The organism is Delftia sp. CH05 (genome assembly GCF_009827015.1).
In the GTDB taxonomy this organism is placed as follows: domain Bacteria; phylum Pseudomonadota; class Gammaproteobacteria; order Burkholderiales; family Burkholderiaceae_C; genus Comamonas; species Comamonas tsuruhatensis.
In genome coordinates this window covers 12,712-32,131 of record NZ_WUMG01000053.1, presented here as the reverse complement: position 1 = coordinate 32,131, position 19,420 = coordinate 12,712, and the positions used below count along the sequence as shown (strand labels likewise).

Genomic DNA, 19,420 nt, shown 5'->3' with positions numbered 1-19,420 from the left:
GTCAGGGCCGGCGCATGCGGCACATCGCGGGCTGCTCGGCACGCGCGGCCTCGATCTCTCGCACCACGCGGAAGCCGTAGCCCGAGCCTTCCACATCGAAGGGCACGCCTGGCGCCCCCTGCCTGTCCATGACGCCGACCACCAGCGCCTGCTGGAACTGGTGGTCGGCCGCGCGCATGCGGCCCCTGCGTCCGGCCAGCGCCACCTCGGCGCCTTCCAGCGCCTGCGCCACGGCCACCGTGTCGGTGCTGCCCGCACGCGCCATGGACTGGGCCAGGGCCTCCATCATCAGCTGCATGCGCATGTGCACATAGTCATCGGCAGGCCTGGGAAAGCGCTCGCGGAATGACTTGTAGAAGGCCTGGCTGTCGGGGCCCGGCACGTTGGGCAGCCAGTCGGCCACGGCCAGCACCTTGCCCACGCCGGCCTCGCCCAGGGCAGCGGGCGCGCCCAGCGCATTGCCGTAGAAGGTGTAGAAGCGGCCCTCAAAACCCGCCTCCCGCGCGGCCTTGACCAGCAGCATCAGATCGTTGCCCCAGTTGCCCGTGACCACGGCCTGGGCGCCGCTGGCCTTGATCTTGGCCGCATAAGGCGCAAAGTCCTTGACGCGCCCCACGGGATGCAGCTCGTCGCCCACGATGGCCACATCGGGCCGCTGCGCGGCCAGCTGGCGCCTTGCCTCGCGCAGCACGGCCTGGCCAAAGCTGTAGTCCTGCCCGATCAGGTAGGCGTTGCGCACGGCCCCGTCCTCGCGCAGCACCTGCATCAGCGCGGCCATGCGCATGTCGGCATGGGCGTCGAAGCGAAAGTGCCAGAAGCTGCAGCGCTCGTTGGTGAGCGCGGGATCGACGGCCGAGTAGTTCAGGTACAGCACGCGCCGGGCCGGATCGCGCTCGTTGTGCTTGGCAATGGCGTCGACCAGCACGGCGGCCACGGCCGATGAATTGCCCTGCATGACCACGCGCGCGCCGCCGTCGATGGCTGCGCGCAGCGCAGACAGCGCCTCCTCGTTCTGGCCCTTGCTGTCATGGCGTTCGATGGCCAGGGGCCGGGCGCCGCCCTGCGCAGCCGGCAGCAGCACACCGCCGCGCGCGTTCACGCGCTCGGCGGCCCACAGCAGGTTGCGGAACACGGCCTCGCCCGTGTTGGCAAAGGGGCCGGACAGGCTTTCGATCAGCGCCAGCCGTATCGGCTCGCCGCGCGGCGGCGACACGGGCCGGTCGTGTCCGCTTGACGCCCGGGCCAGCAGCGCGGGCGCCGCAAATAGCGCCATGGCGCCGCTTTTCAAGACCTTGCGGCGCAATTTATTCATGGCTTTTTCCTCTTGAAATGCGTTCAACACCGCTTAACTAGGCTTCATGCGGCGACAACTTCGATGAAGCCGCGCAGTTTATAGGAGCCAACCCACCATGATCTTCACGCCTGTTCTCCGCCGCAACGCCTTCGCTCCCCAAGCCGCCGATCTGGCCCTGCAGCGCTTCTTGCAAGGCACCCTGGGCAACGCGGCCCCTTCGCTCTCGTCGGTGCAGGTTCAGCGCGATGAAAAGGCCACGACCTTGCAGCTGGATGTGCCCGGCCTGTCCCGCGAGCAGCTGCAGCTGAGCATCGAAGGCGCCGTGGTCCGTCTGTCCAGCGTCGAGGGCGCGCCCCGCCAGGTGCAGCGTGCCTGGGAGCTGGACCATGAAATCGACACGGCCGCCAGCAGCGCCAAGCTGGAAAACGGCGTGCTCACGCTGTCCCTGGCCCGCCTGGAACCCCAGAGCAAGGCCACCATGCTGAGCATCCAGTAAGTCCGGTCACGGCCAGCGCGTTTGTGCACCCGGGCTGTCAACCATCCTTTCTTCCATCCTCTTGGCAAGGTGACAGCCCGTTTCCAGAGCCCGGCCCGCGCCGGGCTTTTTTTGCGCCCGCCGTGCAGGCCGGGCACGCGGCCCCGGACCATCAGGCCAGCGAATCGAGCGGCCAGCGCGGCTTGACGTCGAACGCGTAGTGCCTGTTCGCCATTTCGCGGCCTGCCTGCAGGCGCATGGCGGCGGCCATGGCGATCATGGCGCCGTTGTCGGTGCACAGGTGCAGCTCGGGGTAGTGCACGCGCAGCTTGCGCTTGGCACAGGCCGCATCCAGCTGGGCGCGCAGCAGACGGTTGGCGCCCACGCCGCCGGCCACGACCACGCGCTTCATGCCGGTCTGCTGCAGCGCCGCCAGCGTCTTCTTGACCAGCACCTCGACGATGGCCGCCTGCGTGCTGGCGGCCAGGTCGGCCTTGCGCGCCTCAAGGTCATCGCCCAGCTTCTTCGCCTGGGTCAGCACGGCCGTCTTCAGGCCGGCGAACGAGAAGTCCAGGTCGCCCGAATGCAGCAGCGGCCGGGGCAGCTTGAAGGCCTGCGCGTCCCCGCCCTCGGCCAGGCGCGAGAGCACGGGGCCGCCCGGATAGGGCAGGCCCATGAGCTTGGCCGATTTGTCGAAGGCCTCGCCGGCCGCGTCGTCGATGGTCTCGCCCAGGATGGCGTAGCTGCCCACGCCGTCCACGCGCATCAGCTGCGTGTGGCCGCCCGAGACCAGCAGGGCCACGAAGGGGAATTCGGGGGGATCGGCGCTCAGGAAGGGCGACAGCAGGTGGCCTTCCAGGTGGTGCACGCCCAGCACGGGCTTGTCCAGCGCCGCAGCCATGGCGCAGGCCACGCCCGCGCCCACCAGCAGCGCGCCGGCCAAGCCGGGGCCGCGCGTGAAGGCGATCACATCGACCTGGTCCAGCGTGCGGCCGGACTCGCCCAGCACGCTTTCGGTCAGCGGCAGCACGCGGCGGATGTGGTCGCGGCTGGCCAGCTCCGGCACCACGCCGCCATAGGCGCGGTGCATGTCGATCTGGCTGTGCAGCGCATGGGACAGCAGCCTGGGCACGCCCGTGCCATCGGGGGCCTCGACCAGGGCCACGCCGGTTTCATCGCAGGAGGATTCGATCCCCAGAATCAGCAAACTCATGGGACTGAAGTGTAGAACCTGCGGGCGCGGCGCACGGCCGCCCGCGTCAATGGCCCCTGGCCGGCGGGCAGTTGCGGGGCCGGCGGGCCGCTACAGGTTGTCCAGGTATGACGAGCGCGAGAACTGCACGGGCTCGATGCCGTCGGAGGTCCAGATTTCGCTGGCGATCAGCGCCTGGGCGTTCATGGGGCGAGCGAAGTAAAAGCCCTGCAGCTCGTCGCAGCCCAGCGTCTGAAGCACTTCGCGCTGCTGCTGGTCGGTCACGCCTTCGGCCACCACGCGCAGCTCCAGCGCATGGGCCAGGCGCACGATGGCATCGACCACGGCCCGCGCGTCGCTCTTGATGGCCACGTCCCGCACGAAGCTGCGGTCGATCTTGACCTCGTCGGCGCCCAGCTGGCGCAGCAGGGCCAGGCTGGAGTAGCCGGTGCCGAAGTCATCGATGGAAATCTGCACGCCCATGCCCGTCAACTCGGCAATCACGGCCATGGTGGTCTTGTCGTCCTCCATGGCCACGGACTCGGTGATCTCGAAGACCAGCTGCTCGGGCCGAATGCGGTGCCGCTCGATCGCTTCGCCGATGTACTGCGCCAGCCGTGTCTGAAAGAGCTGATAGCCCGAGATATTGATGGAGACGCGCATGAAGCGCCGCTGGCGCGTCCACTGGGCAGTCTGGCGGCAGGCCTCGTCGATGACCCAGTCGCCGATCTCGCTGATCAGGCCGAAGCGCTCGGCCAGCGGAATGAACACGCGGGGGCTGATGAGGCCGAATCGGGGATGGTTCCATCGAACCAGCGCCTCCACGCTGCGGATGCGGCCCGTGCGGGCATCGATCTTGGGCTGGTAGAACAGCACCAGCTGCTGGCTTGCGACGGCGCGGCGCAGGGCTTGCTGCAGGTCGAACTGCACGGCCACATCCTTGCGCATGCTTTCCTTGAAGATGGCGCAGGAATTCCCGCCGGCGCGCTTGGCCGTGTACATGGCGAGGTCGGCCGCCGCCATGAGCTTTTCCTTCTGGCCATGATCGGGATAGATGGCCACGCCGACGGAGCTGCCGATGGAGATGGACTTTCCCGGCAGATCGAAGGGCTGGCCCAAAACCTTCTGCACCCGGCCGGCCATGGCCACGGCATCGTCCTCCGATGCCAGGCAGCCCAGCAGCAGCACGAACTCATCGCCCCCCACGCGCGCCAGCGTGTCCGACTTGCGCGTCATACGGTTCAGGCGCACAGCCACCTGGCACAGCAGCGCGTCACCTGCGGCATGGCCCTCCACGTCGTTGATGGGCTTGAATCCGTCCAGATCGATGTACAGCAGGCCCACGCGCACCGGCCCGCCGGGCCCTGGCTGCTCCACCGAGCTGTCGGCGCGCGCAATCGCCCGGCCAAGCCGGTACTCGAGCAGCGCCCGGTTGGCCGTGCCGGTCAGCGGGTCCCTGAAGGCGATGCGCTTGAGCTTCACATTGGCGCGCAGCAGCTTTTCATTGGTCTGCTGCAGCGATTGCGTCAGGCGCTGAGCCTTCTCGCGCAGGCGCACATGGACCACCAGCGAAACCAGCAGGAATATCAGAACGGGAATGGCGCCCCACAGGCCGAAAGCGCTCCACCCCGCGGCCCAGCTTCCCTGGCCATCGGATGGCGCCGATGCGGCCAGGAGCACGCCCCCCTCCAGTGCCCGGCACTGCGCCAGGCCCAGCAGCAGCGCAGCCAGGGACGGGCCACGCCGGCGCACAGCAGTCCGCCCCAACACCGCCTGGGTCATGAACCGCCAGCGCACGGGGGACATCCGATCTTCTCGTGATATTGCAAGCTCATGCTGATTCAGCCTCGCTGCCGCATTGCGCAGCCCGATCTTGTGGATGGCTATGCCATGGTTGTCGTGTGTGCCGGAAAGCCGGGCTTTTTCCTGCAGGACGCCCGGCAAATACTCGACACATTCGCGCGTCCAAATTTGTATCGACGATTTCAAAACGTTAGAAAAATTCTATCAAACCCTGCGCCTTGCTTCTACTTCTCCTTTTGCGCCACGGCAGGCCCGGCATGGGAATTGCATCAATGCAGGCAGACAGGACCCGTCCCCCATGAAAACCGCTCTCAACTTTCTTGTGGCCGCGCGCCAGTGCGAAATCGGCGAGCTGGAGCAACTGCAGCGCACCAGCGCACTGGTGGATCTGCTCAGCCGCCTCATCCATGCGCTGCAAAAGGAGCGCGGCCTGTCCAACGTCTTTCTGGCCAGCGCGGGCGCGCATGGCGGCGAGGCACGGCTGGCGCAGATGGCCGAGTGCGACCGGATTGCCGCGGCGGCCCTTGACGGCTTCGACCGGCTGGACATGCAGCCCGGCCAAACAGACTCCACGGGGCACCCCGGCCATGGCGCGCGGCTGTTCAGCCGCATCGCCCATGTGCTGCAGTGCCTGGACGCCCTGCCTGCGCTGCGCGAGCGCGTCGCCAGCCACGACCTGTCGCCGGAGGCGGCCACCGCCATCTACATCGAGCTGGTGGCAGGCCTGCTGGCCGTGGTGTTCGAGGCGGCCGACAGCGCACCCGAGCCCGGTATCTCGCGCCTGCTGGTGGCCTTGTTCAACTTCATGCAGGGCAAGGAATTCGCGGGCCAGGAGCGTGCCACGGGCGTGGCCGCCTTTGGTGCGGGCGTCAGCGATGCGCCGCGCCAGCAGCACTGGCTGCACCTGATCGCGTCGCAGGAGCGCTGCTTTCAGGTCTTTGCGGAGTTTGCGCCGCCCCATTCCCTGGCCCTGTGGCAAGAAAGCAGCGCGGCCGATGCCACGCTGGCCGTGATCGAACGCCTGCGCCGCGTGGGCTGCACGGCCGCGCCGGGCACTCCCCTGGCGCCGGAGATGGCCGAGCCCTGGTTCGACAGCTGCTCGCGGCGCATGGATGCGCTGCACACCGTCGAGGCCCGCCTGACGGCCGAGCTGCAGCAGCAGTGCCAGCGCTGCATTGTCGATGCGCGCGCCGCCCTGCAGACGCTGCTGCAGGCGCCGCAGGCAATGGAGATCACGCCCGTCTCCGCCACGCTGGCGCTGGGCGGGCTGCAGCCCCCGGCCGCGCGTCTGGGCCCGCAGCTGGACCGATCCGTGATGGACCTGGTGCAGGACCAGTCCCAGCGGCTGCAGGCCATGCAGGCCGAGCTGGAGACCGTGCGCGCCACGCTGACGGAACGCAAGCTGCTGGAGCGCGCCAAGGGCCTGTTGATGACACGGCGCCAGCTCAGCGAAGGCGAGGCCCACAAGCTGCTGCGCCAAACCGCCATGAACCAGAACCGCCGCCTGGCCGAAGTGGCGCAGGCCGTGCTTTCCATGGCCGATCTGCTGCCGCCCGCCCCATGAACCCGTGCCGCTGCGCGCCATGTTGCAGCGCAGCACCGACTTGGTGCAGTGCTGCGGCAAGTCGCGCACCAGAAGGTGGCCCGGCGCGGACGGCAAGGCCGGTGGAGTGCATGGTCCCCCTTGAACGCCGCCTGGCACGGTTTCTGCATTGACTCTGGCAAATCCCGGCCAAAGGCGGCCGGGAACCCGGTCTTGATTCAGGGCCCCAGGACAACGGCGTCACTCTCCCCGCGCAGCGCGGCCGGAGAGGACGCCGTTTTGCTTGGGACATGCCGGTTTGCAAGTGTTCCATTCCCGACGATCGAAGGAGTTCCGCCATGGCGTCCACGCCCCAGCCCACCACAGGCCCTCTCACCTCCGGCCCGGCACTGCCCCGGCGCGATTTTCTGCGCCAGGCCGGCACGCTGGCAGGCGGCGCGGCGCTCTACACCCAGCTGGGCCACCACGGCGCCTGGGCGGCCGGCTCGGATGCGCCCGAGAAAAAGGAAGTGCGCATCGGCTTCATTCCGCTGACCGATTGCGCCAGCGTGGTCATGGCCTCGGTGCTGGGGATCGACCAGAAGTACGGTGTCAGGATCATTCCCTCCAAGGAAGCGAGCTGGGCCAGCGTGCGCGACAAGCTGGCCAATGGCGAACTGGACTTTGCCCATGTACTGTACGGCCTGGTCTACGGCATGCACCTGGGCGTGGGCGGCGCCCGGAAGGACATGGCCGTGCTGATGACGCTCAACCACAACGGCCAGGCCATCACGCTGTCCAAGAAGCTGGCCGACAAGGGCGCCGTCAACGGCGCAGGCCTGGCCAAGCTGATGGCCAGCGAAAAGCGCGAATACACCTTTGCCCAGACCTTTCCCACGGGCACGCATGCCATGTGGCTGTACTACTGGCTGGCGGCCAACGGCATCCACCCGCTCAAGGATGCCAAGGTCATCACCGTGCCGCCGCCGCAGATGGTGGCCAACATGCGCGTGGGCAACATGGACGGCTTTTGCGTGGGCGAGCCCTGGAACCACCGCGCCATCATGGACGGCATCGGCGTCACGGCCACCACCTCCCAGGCCATCTGGCAGGACCATCCCGAGAAGGTGCTGGGCACCACGGCCGAATTTGCCCGCCAGAACCCCAATACGGCACGCGCCGTGACGGCCGCCATCATCGAGGCCGGCCGCTGGATCGACGAGAGCCTGGCCAACAAGACCCGCATGGCCGACACCATTGCCGGCAAGGCCTATGTGAACACCGGCGTGGACGCCATCAACCAGCGCATCCTGGGCCGCTACCAGGACGGCATGGGCAAGACCTGGGACGACCCCCACCACATGAAGTTCTATGGCGACGGCAGCGTGGGCTATCCCTATCTGTCCGACGGCATGTGGTTCCTCACCCAGCACAAGCGCTGGGGCCTGCTCAAGGAGCACCCCGACTACCTGGGCGTGGCCCGCTCCATCAACCGCCTGGACATCTACCAGCAGGCCGCCACCGCCGCCAAGGCCCCGCTGCCCAAGGGCGAGATGCGCAGCAGCAAGCTGATGGACGGCACGGTCTGGGACGGCAAGGACCCGCGCAAGTACGCGGACAGCTTCGCCATCAAGGCCTGAGAGATCCCCTTTGAAGACCCATCCCACCGAGGAACACACCATGGTCAGCGCCGTCTTCCACTTCCCGGCAGAGTCCTCCACCGCCGCCGCCCCGCCTGCGCCGGCTTCCCCCACCCCTGCATCCCCGGTCCCGGCCATGCAGGCTGCACCGGCAACGCCCAGGACTACCACCCCTGCGCGCGACTGGGCGGCGCTGTCGCGCGCCTTCTGGCTGGCCGTGCTGCCGCCGCTGTGCGGCCTCGGCCTGCTCGTGGGCGTGTGGTCCCTGGTGGCCGCAGGCTCGGGCCAGAGCATTCCGGGGCCCCTGGCGACCTGGCAGCAGGCGGTGGAGATTTTCAGCGACCCGTTCTACCGCAACGGCCCCAATGACCAGGGCGTGGGCTGGAACGTGCTCGCTTCGCTGCAGCGCGTGGCCGTGGGCTTCGGCCTGGCGGCCCTGGTCGGCATTCCGGCCGGCTTCGTGATCGGGCGCTTCAACTTCCTGTCGCGCATGTTCAACCCGCTGATCAGCCTGCTGCGCCCGGTGTCGCCACTGGCCTGGCTGCCCATCGGCCTGCTGGTCTTCAAGGGCGCCAACCCGGCGGCCATCTGGACCATCTTCATCTGCTCGATCTGGCCCATGCTCATCAACACCGCCGTGGGCGTGCAGCGCGTGCCGCAGGACTACATGAACGTGGCGCGCGTGCTCAACCTCAGCGAGTGGAAGATCGCCACCACCATCCTGTTCCCGGCCGTGCTGCCCTACATGCTGACCGGCGTGCGCCTGGCCGTGGGCACGGCCTGGCTGGTCATCGTCGCGGCCGAGATGCTCACCGGCGGCGTGGGCATCGGCTTCTGGGTCTGGGACGAGTGGAACAACCTCAACGTCAAGAACATCATCATCGCGATCTTCGTGATCGGCATCGTGGGCCTGCTGCTGGAGATGGCCCTGGTCAAGCTGGCAACGGCATTTACGTTCGAAGAGGTGAAGGCATGAATGCATCGTCCAAGTTCATCGAGATCCAGGGCGTGGAGCAGAGCTTCAAGACCGCCAAGGGCCTGTTTCCGGCACTGCGCAATATCGACCTGACCATTGCGCGGGGCGAATTCGTCTCGCTGATCGGCCACTCGGGCTGCGGCAAGTCCACCCTGCTGAACCTGATCGCGGGCCTGACCACGCCCACCACGGGCGTGCTGCTGTGCGCCAACAAGGAGATCAAGGGCCCCGGACCCGAGCGCGCCGTGGTCTTTCAGAACCACTCGCTGCTGCCCTGGCTGACCTGCGAGGGCAACATCCACCTGGCCGTGGAGCGCGTCTATGGCCGCACGGAAAGCCGCGCCCAGCTCAAGGCCCGCACCCTGGCCGCGCTGGAACTGGTGGGCCTGGCCCATGCCGCGCACAAGCGGCCCGGCGAGATATCGGGCGGCATGAAGCAGCGCGTGGGCATTGCGCGCGCGCTGTCGATGGAGCCGCAGGTGCTGCTGATGGACGAGCCCTTCGGCGCGCTCGATGCGCTCACGCGCGCCAAGCTGCAGGACGAGCTGCTGGAGATCGTGGCGCGCACGCAAAGCACCGTGGTCATGGTCACGCACGATGTGGACGAGGCCGTGCTGCTGTCCGACAAGATCGTGATGATGACCAACGGCCCGGCCGCCACCATCGGCGAGGTGCTGCAGGTCGGCCTGGCCCGCCCGCGCAACCGCGTGGCGCTGGCCGAGGACGACCTCTACCGCCAGTGCCGCAAGGCCGTGATCGATTTCCTCTACACCCGCCAGGGGCATGTGGAAAAGGCGGCCTGAACCTTCACAGGTCCTGCCGCCTTCGAGACCCTGCCCATGGCGGGCAGGCCGAGCCCCGGCTCAGTGCCGGCCCGAGATGTAGTGCTCCAGCTGCTCGATGATGAACTTCTGCTCGGAGATGATGTCCTTGACCAGGTCTCCGATGGAGATCAGGCCCAGCAGCTTGCCGCCTTCGTCCACCACGGGCAGGTGGCGCAGCCGGTTCTCGGTCATCACCGCCATGCACTCCTGCGTGGTCTGGGTGGGGCCGACGAACAGCACGTCGCGCGTCATCACGTCGCGCACCAGGGTGGCGCCCGAGGTGCGCCCCAGCAGCGCGATCTTGCGTGCGTAGTCGCGCTCGGTGACGATGCCGGCGATCTCGCTGCCCTCCATCACGAGCAGGGCGCCAATGCCCTTGTCGGCCATGAGCCGCAGCGCGTCGAGCACGGAATCGGTAGGCGCGATGCTGTACACCGCGCTGGTGGCCTTGGACTTGAGAATGTCTGCAACTGCTGTCATGGGTGCCTTTCAGTCGTTCGCCAATTCGGTTCTAGTGTCATCCGAACTGCGCCCAAAAAGCAACAGGGCCAGCGCGTGTATGCACACGCACCGGCCCTGCCCGATTCAGTGAATGCGGCCCTTCAGCGGCGGCCGCCCAGCAGGCTGCCACCAATCTTCATCAGATCGCTGAGACCTACCTGGCCGTCGCCATCCTGATCGAGCAGGCTTCCCAGCAAACCACCACCCAGGCCGCCCTGCTGCTGCGCCTGCGCATGCTCGCGGCCCAGCACCTGGCCCAGGCCGCCGGCATCCATGCCGCCTGCGCTCACGCGCTGTGCAAGAAAGGACATGACGATGGGGGCCAGCAGTTGCAGCAGCTGGGCCGCGCCGCCGCTGCCCAGGCCCGTGGCCTGGCCCAGGCCGTCCTGCGCGCGCTGCTGGTTGCCGCCCAGGATATGGCCCAGGATGGCTGCGCCGTCGAGCCCGCCGCCCGCATTGCCGCCTGCGCCTGCGCCGCCGCCCAGCAGCGAGCCCAGCAGGCCTCCCAGATCCAGCCCGCCGGCGCCACCGCTGGCCGCGCCGTGGTCGCGCTGCAGCGCGCCGAAGAGATTGGCCGCGCCCTGCGGATCGGCCGCATTGCGGCCCAGCGAGCCCAGCAGCACGGGAAGGGCCGCGCCCACGGCACTTTCGGTCTGAGCGGGGCTGGCGCCGATCTGGTCTGCCATCTGCTGCATGGGCGCGCCCTGCAGTTGGGCCATCAGTTCCGCGGCCAGGGAAGAGCTGGAGTTCATGGTCGTTCCTTCATCCGGTCGCCCGGTCAACACAAAGTCACATGGTAGCGCCGGCCGGCGCAGCGGGCATGACGGCGCAGCGCCCCAAGTGTCAACGATGTTTTCCAGCGCCCGGATCGCGCTCAGCCCGTGGTCAGCGCCGGCTGCGGCTGGGTGCGCGGCGGCCGCAGCGGCGGCAACGGCGCCTGCGCCTTCATGGACCGGCGCAGCGCCACTGCGTCGGCCACGGCCGCCGGTGCCCGGGCCGTGGCGTCCAGCCGGAAGACCTGCACGGTCTCCGACACGGTCTGCGCCTGGGCCTGCAAGGCCATGGCCGATGCCGCGTTCTGCTCCACCAGCGCCGCGTTCTGCTGCGTGATGTTGTCCAGATGCGCCACGGCCGCGTTGACCTGCGAGATGCCGCTGAGCTGCTCGTTGGAGGCGCTGTGGATTTCGCCGATCAGCAGGTTCACGCGCCGCACCAGGTCCAGCGATTCGGTCATGGTTTTCTGCGCGACCTCGGTGCGCTGATTGCCATCCAGCACCTTGGCGGCGGAGTCGTCTATGAGTTCGCGGATCTCCTTGGCCGCTGCCTGCGTGCGCTGCGAGAGGCTGCGCACTTCGGCCGCCACCACCGCAAATCCCCGGCCCTGGTCGCCCGCGCGCGCGGCCTCCACGGCGGCGTTCAGCGCCAGGATGTTGGTCTGGAAGGCGATGGAGTCGATGAGCTGCGTGATCTCACCAATACGCCCCGACGCGGCCTGGATCTGCTTCATGGTGGCCGCCACGCCGTCGACGGCGCCGCTGCTGCGCTCGGCCACCTCGCTGGCCTGGGTGGCCAGGTCCGTGGCCTGGCGCGCCGACTCGGCCGTGTGCTTGACCGTGCCCGTGATCTCCTCCATCGAGGCCGCCGTCTGCTGCAGGTTGCCGGCCTGGGTTTCCGTGCGCGCGGACAGGTCCTGGTTGCCCTGCGCGATTTCCCGCGTGGAGATCTGCATCTTGTCGCTTTCCTCGCGCGCATCGCGCACGATGGACAGCAGGTTCACATTGAGCTGGCTCAGCGCCTTCTGCAGATCGCCCACCACGTCCTTGCGCGTGATGCGTATGGTCTGCGTCAGGTCGCCGGCCGCCAGGCGGTTGGCCTGCAGCACCATCTGCGCCAGCGGCGCCACGGTCAGCCGGTACGCCCAGGCCCCGGCCAGCCCCGTGAAGATGCAGACCGCCAGCCAGGCCAGCGCGGACCATGCATCCAGCGTGTGCCCTCCCGCCATCGCCGCGCCAAAGGCCGCCGCCACCACCAGGAAGAAGATCAGCACCAGCTTGCCTGCCAGGCCCAGGCTCAGCGCGCTGGCAAGGCGTCCGCGCAGGTTGTTGCGCACCAGATGGCCGGCGCGCAGCACGTGGACCTTGCGCCCTGCGTCCTTTTCGGCGCGCATGGTGGCGTAGAGGCGCTCGGCCGCATCCGTCTGCTCGCGCGTGGCCTCGGTGCGCACCGACATGTAGCCCGAGGGCCGGTCGCCTTCCATCAGCGGCGTGACATTGGCCATGACCCAGTAGAAGTCGCCGTTCTTGCGCCGGTTCTTCACGGGCGCCGACCAGGGCAGGCCGGCCGAGATGGTGGCCCACATGTCGCGGAAGGCTTCCTCGGGCATGTCGGGGTGGCGGATCATGTTGTGGGGCTGGCCCAGCAGTTCTTCGCGCTCGTAGCCGCTGACCTCGATGAACATCGGGTTGCAGTAGAGGATGCGCCCCTTCAGGTCCGTGGTGGACACCAGGGTCTGGCCCTTGGGAAATGCGTATTCACGCGTGCTGACTGGCAGATTCACTCTCATAGGCGTGGTCCCTTGAAGAAGAAAAATCCTTCACGTCATTGCAGCCCTGGCTTACTGCAGGACCCGGTGGCTTGTTGTACCCCGATTCGTCGCATTTGAAACAAATCGCCACAAAACCTCCATTCGATTCAGACATCTGATTGCGCGCTCTCGATAGCGGGCGCACCGCCTTGAGGCATGCGGCGCACCACCATGGCTCGGCCGCCGGGCGGCAGCCCCGAGGACAGCGCCCGCGCAGGGCTGCGCGCCCTGGCATGCTGCTTGCTTCATCCCGTGCGTGGCCATTGCAGGCCATGGGGGCAAGGCGCAACGAGGTGCCGCTGCCCCAGGGACAAAGGCGTCAACCCGCGCGCAGGCAGCAGCCGCGCAGTGGGGATGACGCCTTTTTGCTTTTCGAACCAATGCGGGGGCGCAATGAAGAAATCCAGGCTGGTGATGGTGGGCAACGGCATGGCCGGCGTGCGCACGCTGGAGGAGCTGCTCAGGATCGCGCCCGACCTCTACGAGATCACCGTGTTCGGCGCCGAGCCGCACCCCAACTACAACCGCATCATGCTGTCGCCGGTGCTGGCGGGCGAGCAGCAGCTGGACGAAATCATCCTCAACGACTGGTCCTGGTATGCCCGGCACGGCATCACCTTGCATGCAGGCTGCCGCGTGCATGCGGTGGACCGGGCGCGCCGCGTGGTGCACGCCGTGGACGCGGCCGGACAGCCGGTGAGCGCCGGGTACGACCGCCTGATCCTGGCCACGGGATCGCGCCCCTTCATGCTGCCCGTGCCCGGGCGCGAGCTGGAAGGCGTGCTCGGCTACCGCGACATTGCCGACACCCAGGCCATGATCGCGGCGGCCGCCAGCCACCGCCATGCCGTGGTCATCGGCGGCGGCCTGCTGGGCCTGGAGGCCGCCAACGGCCTCATGAAGCGCGGCATGGAGGTTACCGTGGTGCATGCGGGCGAGCGCCTGCTGGACCGCCAGCTGGACGAGACCGCCGCCGCCTTGCTGCAGGCCTCGCTGGCCGAGCGCGGCATGCGCTTTCTGATGCAGGCCCAGACCCGCGCGCTGACGGGCGACGGCCGGGGCCGCGTGGCCTGCGTGCACCTGCAGGACGGGCGCGATGCGCCGGCCTCGCTCGTGGTCATGGCCGTGGGCATCCGGCCCGAGACCGCGCTGGCCGAGCAGATGCACCTGCACGTGCAGCGCGGCATCGTGGTCAGCGACACGCTGCAGACCGTGACCGACCCGCGCATCTACGCCGTGGGCGAGTGCGCGGCGCACCGGGGCGTGGCCTACGGGCTGGTGGCGCCGCTGTTCGAGCAGGGCAAGGTGCTGGCCAACCACCTGGCCGAAATCGGCATCGGCCGCTACCCGGGCTCGCAGACCTCGGCCAAGCTCAAGGTCACGGGCATTCATCTGTTCAGCGCAGGCGACTTTCGCGGCGACGAGGGCACGGAGGAAATCGTGCTCAGCGACCCCGGCGCGGGCGTGTACCGCAAGCTGGTGCTGCGCGGCGACAGGCTGGTCGGCGCCTGCCTGTATGGCGACACCGAGGACGGTGGCTGGTACTTCCGCCTGTTGCGCGATGGCGTGGCAGTGCAGGAACTGCGGGACCGCCTCATGTTCGGCGAAAGTCAAGCCAGCCAGGCCGACCCGGCCAGCGGCCCGTGACGGCGCCCGCCCCCGTGCCCTGCCCTTCCCTCATCCACCCCAGGCCCACCATGCAAGAAACCCGATCCACCTGCCCCTACTGCGGCACAGGCTGCGGCGTCATCATCGAAAGCGATGGCGCCCGCATCACGGGCGTGCGCGGCGACCCGGTGCATCCGGCCAACCACGGGCGCCTGTGCACCAAGGGCAGCACGCTGCATCTGACGGCCTCGCCCGCCCTGGCGCGGCAGACCCGGCTGCTGCAGCCCGCCCTGCGCACCACGCGCGGGGCGGCGCCCCGGGACATCAGCTGGGATGCCGCGCTGGACCTGGCAGCCGGCAGGCTGGCCTCCATCGTGCAGGAGCACGGCCCCGATGCCGTGGGCCTGTATGTGAGCGGCCAGTTGCTGACCGAGGACTACTACGTCTTCAACAAGCTGGCCAAGGGCCTGATCGGCACCAACAACATCGACACCAATTCGCGCCTGTGCATGAGCAGCGCCGTGGCGGGCTACAAGGCCACGCTGGGCGCCGACGCGCCACCGGCCTGCTACGAGGACGTGGACCATGCGGACTGCCTGTTCATCGTGGGCAGCAACGCGGCATGGGCCCATCCCGTGCTCACGCGGCGCATCGAGCAGGCGCGAGCCGCGCGGCCGCAGATGAAGATCATCGTGGCCGACCCACGCCGCACCGACACGGCCGGCATGGCCGACCTCTTCCTGCCGCTGCGCCCCGGCAGCGACACCCTGCTGTTCCACGGCATGCTGCACATCATGGAGCTGGAAGACTGGCTGGACCGGGCCTACATCGCGCGCCACACCAGCGGCTTTGCCGACCTGCAGGCCCTGGTGCGGGAGGCCACGCCCGAGCGCGTGAGCGAGGTCTGCGGCCTGCCCCGCCACGACCTTTTCCAGGCCGCGCAGTGGTTCGCGCTGGGAGGAGATGCGCGGGACGGCGCCGCCCGTGGCGCAACGCTCAGCCTGTACTGCCAGGGCCTGAACCAGAGCAGCAACGGCACGGCCAAGAACGCCGCGCTGATCGGCCTGCACCTGGCCACGGGCCAGATCGGGCGCGCAGGCGCGGGACCGTTCTCGCTCACGGGCCAGCCCAATGCCATGGGCGGGCGCGAGGTGGGCGGGCTGGCCAATCTGCTGTCGGCCCACCGCGACCTGGCCAACCCCGCCCACCGCGCCGAAGTGGCCGCCCTGTGGGGCGTGGACGCCGTGCCGCCCCGCCCTGGCAAGACCGCCGTGGAGATGTTCGAGGCCGCCGCCGAGGGCGAGATCCGCGCGCTGTGGATAGCCTGCACCAACCCTGCGCAAAGCATGCCCGACCAGGCCCTGGTGCGGCGCGCGCTGCAGCGGGCCGAATTCGTCATCGTGCAGGAGGCCTTCGCCACCACCGCCACCTGCGCCTACGCCGACCTGCTGCTGCCCGCCACCACCTGGGGCGAGAAGATCGGCACGGTGACCAACAGCGAAAGGCGCATCTCGCGCGTACGCCCCGCCGTGGCCGCACCGGGCGCCGCGCGCCATGACTGGCACATCGCCGTGGACTGCGCGCGGCGCATGGAAACGCGGCTGCGCCCGGGCCGGCCCAGCCTCTTCCCCTACGACACCGAGGACGCCGCCGCAGGCGCCGAAGCCATCTGGAACGAGCACCGCGAAAGCACGCGCGGGCGTGACCTGGACATCACCGGCCTGTCCTGGGATCTGCTGGACGCGCAAGGCCCCCAGCAATGGCCGCTGCCCGAAGGCGCAGCCCTGGGCCGCGCACGGCTCTACGAAGACGGCCGCTTTCCCACGCCCGATGGACGCGCCCGCTTTGCCCTGCTGCCCTGGCAGCCGCTGGCCGAGTCGCCCGATGCGAGCTACCCCTTCAGCCTGACCACGGGCCGGCTGCGCGACCAGTGGCACGGCATGAGTCGCACGGGCCAGCTGGGACGACTGTTCGGCCAGGCTGCCGAGCCCAGTGTGCAGATGCATCCACAGGACATGGCCGAGCGCGGCCTGGGCGCGGGCGACCTGGTGCAGGTGAGCAGCCGCCGCGGTGCCCTGCTGGTGCCGGTGCAGCCCGATGCCACGCTCGCGCCCTCCCAGCTCTTCATGGCCATGCACTGGGGCGGCGAGTACCTGGGCGGCACGGCCACGGGGGGCCTCAACGCACTGACCACGCCAGCCTTCTGCCCCGCATCCAAGCAGCCTGAACTCAAGCACACGGCCGTCAAGCTGCAAAAGGCCGCTCTGCCCTGGACCCTGCTGGCCATGGCCTGGCTGCCCGAGGACCGCGTGCTGGCCGTGCGCGAGCAGCTGTCTGCCCTCATGCCGCGCTTCGGTTTCGCCAGCTGCGTGCCTTTCGGCAATGCCGTGCCGCTGCAGGACGCCGCCCGCGCCCGCCACGGCGTGCTGCTGCGCGCCGCCGCGCATGAGGCGCCCGACGACGCCCTCATCGCGCAGATCGAGTCCCTGCTGGGCCTGGATGCCGCCGACACCCTGCGCTACAGCGACCGCCGCCGCCAGCACAGCCGTGCGCTGCGGCTGGACCGCACCAGCCTGTCCACCACGGTCGAAGCCTTGCTGCTGGCCGGAGACACACGCGCCGGCAGCTGGCTGGGCACCCTGCTGAAGGACCAGTTGCCGGCCCAGGACTATGGGCGCCTGCTGCTCATGTCCTCGGCCTCGGCACCGCTGCCCCTGGCGCAGCGCACGCGCCAGGTCTGCGCGTGCTTCGACGTGGACGAGGCCGCCATCGAAGGCGTGCTTGCACGCTGCGAGGGCAGCGACGATGCCCGCCTGGCCGCTTTGCAAGGCCAATTGCGCTGCGGCACCAACTGCGGCTCCTGCCTGCCTGAACTCAAGCGCCTGGTGCGCCACATCCCCGTTGCGCCCAGCCCGCAGGCGGCATGAAAGAGGCCATGGAACGACAGGTTTGCATATATAGCGAAAAGTAATGAAACCTGCGGGAAAATATGCGCCCACAGGATTCCACCCACGATCACCACGCCATGGGCATCAGCCAATATATCAAGGAAATAGGCCGCGGCGCACGCGGAGCCAAGGCGCTGGAGCGCGCGCAGGCCGCCGACCTGTTCGGCCAGGTGCTGGACGGGGGCGTCACCGATCTGGAGATCGGCGCCTTCTGCATCGCCATGCGCATCAAGGGCGAGACGGTCGAGGAGATGAGCGGCTTCCTGGATGCCGTGCATGCGCGCGCCGCGCGCTTTCCCGCCTCGGCCCATGGCCGCCCCGTGATCGTGCTGCCCAGCTACAACGGCGCGCGCCGCCTGCCCGTGCTCACGCCCCTGCTGGCCCTGCTGCTGGCGCGCGAAGGCCTGCCCGTGCTGCTGCACGGCATGCGCACCGAGGCGCGGCGCATCCTGGCCAGCGATGTGCTGCAGGCGCTGGGCATTGCGCCGCTGCGGGCACCCCAGGCACTCGATGGCGGCCAGGTGGCCCATCTGCATACCGAACACCTGCATCCGGCACTGGCCCGGCTGCTGTCCGTGCGCGAGGTCATCGGCCTGCGCAATCCGGGCCACAGCGTGGTCAAGCTGCTGGCGCCCTGCGACGGCCCGTCCTTGCTGGTGACGGCCTACACCCATCCCGAGTACCTGCCCATGCTGCACGGCACCTTCGGGACGCTGGGCATGAATGTGCTGCTCTCGCGCGGGCTGGAGGGCGAGGTCGCGGCCGACCCGCGCCGGCTGCCGCGCTACGACGGATTCGTCGCAGGCGCCCACCAGCTGCTGGCCGAGCAGCAAAGCGGCACGGCCTCCGAAATCCCGGGCCTGCCCGCCGAGATCGACGTGGACACCACGGCGCGCTACACCGAGGACGTGCTTGCGGGCCGCCTGCCCGTGCCGCCGGCGCTCACGCGCCAGGTGGAACACATCGTCCACCTTGCCGATCAGATTCGCTGAACACCCCAGAAAAACGGAGCCCCGCCATGACGACCCCGTCCCACACCCCCGCAAACACCGCCCGGCGCGGCAGCTGCACCCTGGTCGGCGCCGGCCCCGGCGACCCGGAGCTGCTGACCATCAAGGCCCTCAAGGCCATACAGGCGGCCACCGTGCTGCTGGTCGATGACCTGGTCAGCGATGCCATCGTGGCCCATGCCTCGCCCACGGCGCGCATCGTCTACGTGGGCAAGCGCGGCGGCTGCAAGAGCACGCCCCAGGCCTTCATCGAAAAGCTCATGCTGTCCGCCGTGCAGGATGGCGAGACGGTGGTGCGCCTCAAGGGCGGCGACCCCTTCATCTTCGGGCGCGGCGGCGAAGAGGTGGAGCATCTGCGCGAGGCCGGCGTCGAGGTCCAGGTCGTCAACGGCATCACGGCCGGCCTGGCCGGGCTCACCAGCCTGGGCGCGCCGCTCACGCACCGCGACCGGGCGCACGGCGTGGTCTTCATCACCGGCCACGCCAAGCCCGGCGACAGCGGCACGGACTGGCGCCAGCTGGCCGCCACCGCGCGCGATGCCCGGCTCACCCTGGTGATCTACATGGGCGTGAGCAGCGTGGAACACATCCGCGCCGAGCTGCTGCACGGCCTGCCCGCCGCCACGCCCGTGGCCGTGATCCAGCACGCCAGCCTGCCGCAGCAGCGCCATGCACTGGCCACGCTGGACACGCTCGTGCAATGCATTGCCGACACCGGCCTGGGCAGCCCCAGCGTCATCGTCGTTGGAGATGTGGTCCATGGCATTCGGGCAATGGCCGAACCCCAGGAGCAGCCCAACCCTGCGGTTGCTGCCGCCTGAGTGCCGAGCTGCAACAAAGAAAAAATCTATCGATAGATAAAATCATTAGTTTTCATTAAAAATCTCCTGTTGGTTGCCGAAAACAGCGTCTAGACCGTTTTCGCAGGCCGTCAGCTGCGCCGGACGGCGGCAGCGCCACCGGGGGATTCAATGAAAACATCAAGCCGTACTCTCACTTCCACAGCGACGCAGGCATGGTGGCCGGCATGCCGACACCTGGCG

The 19,420-nt window shown here is 68.8% G+C and carries 15 protein-coding genes; 9 read left to right on the top strand and 6 right to left on the bottom strand.

Annotation, left to right across the window (positions count from 1 at the left end; translation table 11 throughout):
* Position 1: 1 nt before the first annotated feature.
* Positions 2-1,312 (bottom strand): branched-chain amino acid ABC transporter substrate-binding protein, encoded by a 1,311-nt coding sequence (locus GRX31_RS26485; RefSeq protein WP_160855603.1) that lies wholly within the window; start codon positions 1,310-1,312, stop codon positions 2-4.
* A 97-nt stretch (positions 1,313-1,409) separates the two neighbouring features.
* On the opposite strand from GRX31_RS26485, the gene GRX31_RS26480 reads away from it, so the two are divergent.
* Entirely contained in the window at positions 1,410-1,790 is a 381-nt protein-coding gene (locus GRX31_RS26480; protein WP_016449711.1) for an Hsp20/alpha crystallin family protein, read from the top strand.
* A gap of 151 nt (positions 1,791-1,941) precedes the next feature.
* Here GRX31_RS26480 and tsaD read toward each other — a convergent pair whose 3' ends face one another.
* Together tsaD and GRX31_RS26470 are read right to left on the bottom strand one after the other, a co-directional pair.
* The gene (tsaD, locus tag GRX31_RS26475) at positions 1,942-2,982 is read right to left on the bottom strand and encodes a tRNA (adenosine(37)-N6)-threonylcarbamoyltransferase complex transferase subunit TsaD (RefSeq protein ID WP_016449712.1); all 1,041 of its coding nucleotides are present in this window, start codon (positions 2,980-2,982) and stop codon (positions 1,942-1,944) included.
* Between the two features lie 90 nt (positions 2,983-3,072).
* The gene (locus GRX31_RS26470; RefSeq protein WP_160855601.1) at positions 3,073-4,767 is read right to left on the bottom strand and encodes a putative bifunctional diguanylate cyclase/phosphodiesterase; all 1,695 of its coding nucleotides are present in this window, start codon (positions 4,765-4,767) and stop codon (positions 3,073-3,075) included.
* A gap of 295 nt (positions 4,768-5,062) precedes the next feature.
* Between GRX31_RS26470 and GRX31_RS26465 the strand changes: the two genes are divergently transcribed.
* The 4 genes from GRX31_RS26465 (at position 5,063) to GRX31_RS26450 (ending at position 9,705) form a co-directional block, all read left to right on the top strand.
* Positions 5,063-6,328 carry a nitrate regulatory protein gene (locus GRX31_RS26465; protein ID WP_017407366.1) on the top strand — a complete coding sequence of 422 codons (1,266 nt, stop codon included), beginning with the start codon at positions 5,063-5,065 and terminating at the stop codon, positions 6,326-6,328.
* A 317-nt stretch (positions 6,329-6,645) separates the two neighbouring features.
* Entirely contained in the window at positions 6,646-7,926 is a 1,281-nt protein-coding gene (locus GRX31_RS26460) for a CmpA/NrtA family ABC transporter substrate-binding protein (RefSeq protein WP_034367671.1), read from the top strand.
* A 40-nt stretch (positions 7,927-7,966) separates the two neighbouring features.
* A complete protein-coding gene (ntrB, locus tag GRX31_RS26455) occupies positions 7,967-8,902 on the top strand; it encodes a nitrate ABC transporter permease (RefSeq protein ID WP_160855613.1) in 936 nt (311 codons plus the stop codon).
* Complete coding sequence (locus GRX31_RS26450; protein WP_017407363.1) at positions 8,899-9,705, top strand: ABC transporter ATP-binding protein; 807 nt, start codon at positions 8,899-8,901, stop codon at positions 9,703-9,705. Before ntrB ends, GRX31_RS26450 begins: the two co-directional genes overlap by 4 nt.
* 60 nt (positions 9,706-9,765) lie before the next feature.
* On the opposite strand, the gene GRX31_RS26445 is transcribed toward GRX31_RS26450, so the two are convergent.
* The 3 genes from GRX31_RS26445 to GRX31_RS26435 all read right to left on the bottom strand — a co-directional run bounded on the left by GRX31_RS26445 (position 9,766) and on the right by GRX31_RS26435 (position 12,790).
* Entirely contained in the window at positions 9,766-10,206 is a 441-nt protein-coding gene (locus GRX31_RS26445) for a CBS domain-containing protein (RefSeq protein ID WP_016449718.1), read from the bottom strand.
* Positions 10,207-10,328: 122 nt separating this feature from the next.
* Positions 10,329-10,979 (bottom strand): DUF937 domain-containing protein, encoded by a 651-nt coding sequence (locus GRX31_RS26440; RefSeq protein ID WP_016449719.1) that lies wholly within the window; start codon positions 10,977-10,979, stop codon positions 10,329-10,331.
* Between the two features lie 122 nt (positions 10,980-11,101).
* Positions 11,102-12,790, bottom strand: a complete 1,689-nt coding sequence (locus tag GRX31_RS26435) for a methyl-accepting chemotaxis protein (RefSeq protein ID WP_016449720.1) — start codon at positions 12,788-12,790, stop codon at positions 11,102-11,104.
* Positions 12,791-13,204: 414 nt separating this feature from the next.
* On the opposite strand from GRX31_RS26435, the gene GRX31_RS26430 reads away from it, so the two are divergent.
* The 4 genes from GRX31_RS26430 to cobA all read left to right on the top strand — a co-directional run bounded on the left by GRX31_RS26430 (position 13,205) and on the right by cobA (position 19,198).
* Positions 13,205-14,458 (top strand): NAD(P)/FAD-dependent oxidoreductase, encoded by a 1,254-nt coding sequence (locus tag GRX31_RS26430; protein ID WP_160855599.1) that lies wholly within the window; start codon positions 13,205-13,207, stop codon positions 14,456-14,458.
* A 50-nt stretch (positions 14,459-14,508) separates the two neighbouring features.
* The gene (locus GRX31_RS26425; RefSeq protein WP_160855597.1) at positions 14,509-17,346 is read left to right on the top strand and encodes a nitrate reductase; all 2,838 of its coding nucleotides are present in this window, start codon (positions 14,509-14,511) and stop codon (positions 17,344-17,346) included.
* 98 nt (positions 17,347-17,444) lie between these two features.
* On the top strand, positions 17,445-18,359 hold the full coding sequence (ybiB, locus tag GRX31_RS26420) for a DNA-binding protein YbiB (protein ID WP_074923178.1): 915 nt from the start codon (positions 17,445-17,447) through the stop codon (positions 18,357-18,359).
* A 26-nt stretch (positions 18,360-18,385) separates the two neighbouring features.
* Positions 18,386-19,198: a uroporphyrinogen-III C-methyltransferase gene (cobA, locus tag GRX31_RS26415; protein ID WP_016449724.1), complete on the top strand. Its 813-nt coding sequence runs from the start codon at positions 18,386-18,388 to the stop codon at positions 19,196-19,198.
* The last annotated feature ends 222 nt before the right edge of the window (positions 19,199-19,420 follow it).

What these genes read in the sequence shown, in the direction of transcription:
- GRX31_RS26430 (WP_160855599.1), top strand. Translation starts at nt 13,205, where the DNA reads ATGAAGAAATCCAGGCTGGTGATGGTGGGCAACGGCATGGCCGGCGTG.
- GRX31_RS26465 (WP_017407366.1), top strand. Translation starts at nt 5,063, where the DNA reads ATGAAAACCGCTCTCAACTTTCTTGTGGCCGCGCGCCAGTGCGAAATC.
- GRX31_RS26440 (WP_016449719.1), bottom strand. Translation starts at nt 10,979, where the DNA reads ATGAACTCCAGCTCTTCCCTGGCCGCGGAACTGATGGCCCAACTGCAG.
- GRX31_RS26435 (WP_016449720.1), bottom strand. Translation starts at nt 12,790, where the DNA reads ATGAGAGTGAATCTGCCAGTCAGCACGCGTGAATACGCATTTCCCAAG.
- tsaD (WP_016449712.1), bottom strand. Translation starts at nt 2,982, where the DNA reads ATGAGTTTGCTGATTCTGGGGATCGAATCCTCCTGCGATGAAACCGGC.
- cobA (WP_016449724.1), top strand. Translation starts at nt 18,386, where the DNA reads ATGACGACCCCGTCCCACACCCCCGCAAACACCGCCCGGCGCGGCAGC.
- GRX31_RS26470 (WP_160855601.1), bottom strand. Translation starts at nt 4,767, where the DNA reads ATGTCCCCCGTGCGCTGGCGGTTCATGACCCAGGCGGTGTTGGGGCGG.
- ntrB (WP_160855613.1), top strand. Translation starts at nt 7,967, where the DNA reads ATGGTCAGCGCCGTCTTCCACTTCCCGGCAGAGTCCTCCACCGCCGCC.
- GRX31_RS26425 (WP_160855597.1), top strand. Translation starts at nt 14,509, where the DNA reads ATGCAAGAAACCCGATCCACCTGCCCCTACTGCGGCACAGGCTGCGGC.
- GRX31_RS26480 (WP_016449711.1), top strand. Translation starts at nt 1,410, where the DNA reads ATGATCTTCACGCCTGTTCTCCGCCGCAACGCCTTCGCTCCCCAAGCC.
- ybiB (WP_074923178.1), top strand. Translation starts at nt 17,445, where the DNA reads ATGGGCATCAGCCAATATATCAAGGAAATAGGCCGCGGCGCACGCGGA.
- GRX31_RS26450 (WP_017407363.1), top strand. Translation starts at nt 8,899, where the DNA reads ATGAATGCATCGTCCAAGTTCATCGAGATCCAGGGCGTGGAGCAGAGC.
- GRX31_RS26445 (WP_016449718.1), bottom strand. Translation starts at nt 10,206, where the DNA reads ATGACAGCAGTTGCAGACATTCTCAAGTCCAAGGCCACCAGCGCGGTG.
- GRX31_RS26485 (WP_160855603.1), bottom strand. Translation starts at nt 1,312, where the DNA reads ATGAATAAATTGCGCCGCAAGGTCTTGAAAAGCGGCGCCATGGCGCTA.
- GRX31_RS26460 (WP_034367671.1), top strand. Translation starts at nt 6,646, where the DNA reads ATGGCGTCCACGCCCCAGCCCACCACAGGCCCTCTCACCTCCGGCCCG.